The organism is Oleiphilus sp. HI0125, assembly GCF_001635355.1.
The window spans coordinates 1-557 of record NZ_LWGF01000537.1 but is presented as its reverse complement, the minus strand read 5'-3'; the positions used below and the strand labels follow the sequence as shown (position 1 = coordinate 557).

Annotated in this window: 1 protein-coding gene; it reads right to left on the bottom strand. The window is 46.3% G+C overall.

Going from position 1 to position 557, the window contains the following annotated elements; all coding sequences use genetic code 11:
* The coding region (locus A3762_RS06760; RefSeq protein ID WP_197469100.1) for a S8 family serine peptidase at nt 1-557 on the bottom strand (557 nt) is incomplete at both ends.

Below are 557 nucleotides of genomic sequence, written 5' to 3'. Positions count from 1 at the left end.
CTAGCATCTATTTTGCCGGCGCCGAAATAAAACGCATCACCGTTGCCGTTGTTAAGGCCTTCGTTACTGGTGAGTTTTCCGTCTCTAAGTAGGATGTCGAAATCTGCAGGGCTTAGCTCAGGGTAAGCTGATTTCATGAGTGCAGCGACACCTGCTACATGTGGTGCTGCCATAGACGTGCCTTGTGAGTATTCATAACCAGAGCTGAGAATACCTGTATCAAAATCTTCATCGACAAACGTGCTTAATATCTTTGTGTTATTGCTCGTGCTGTCAGAATCGGAAGCTCCGCCAGGGGCGACTAGGTCTAACGTCGGTCCAAAGTTAGAATAGGATGCGAGCTTGTATTCTTGAGTAAAAGGATCGAATGGCTCGAGAGCTCCAACAGAGACGACGCCGTCATAGGATGCTGGGTACTCTGGTGTAATAACGCCCTCATTTCTTTCTGTCGAGTAGTTATATTCACCATTACCTGCAGCAGCAATAATGATCACTCCTGCATTTCGTGCATAGTTGATATTGTCTTGAAATACTTGTGAGTATGGAGCACCGCCTAT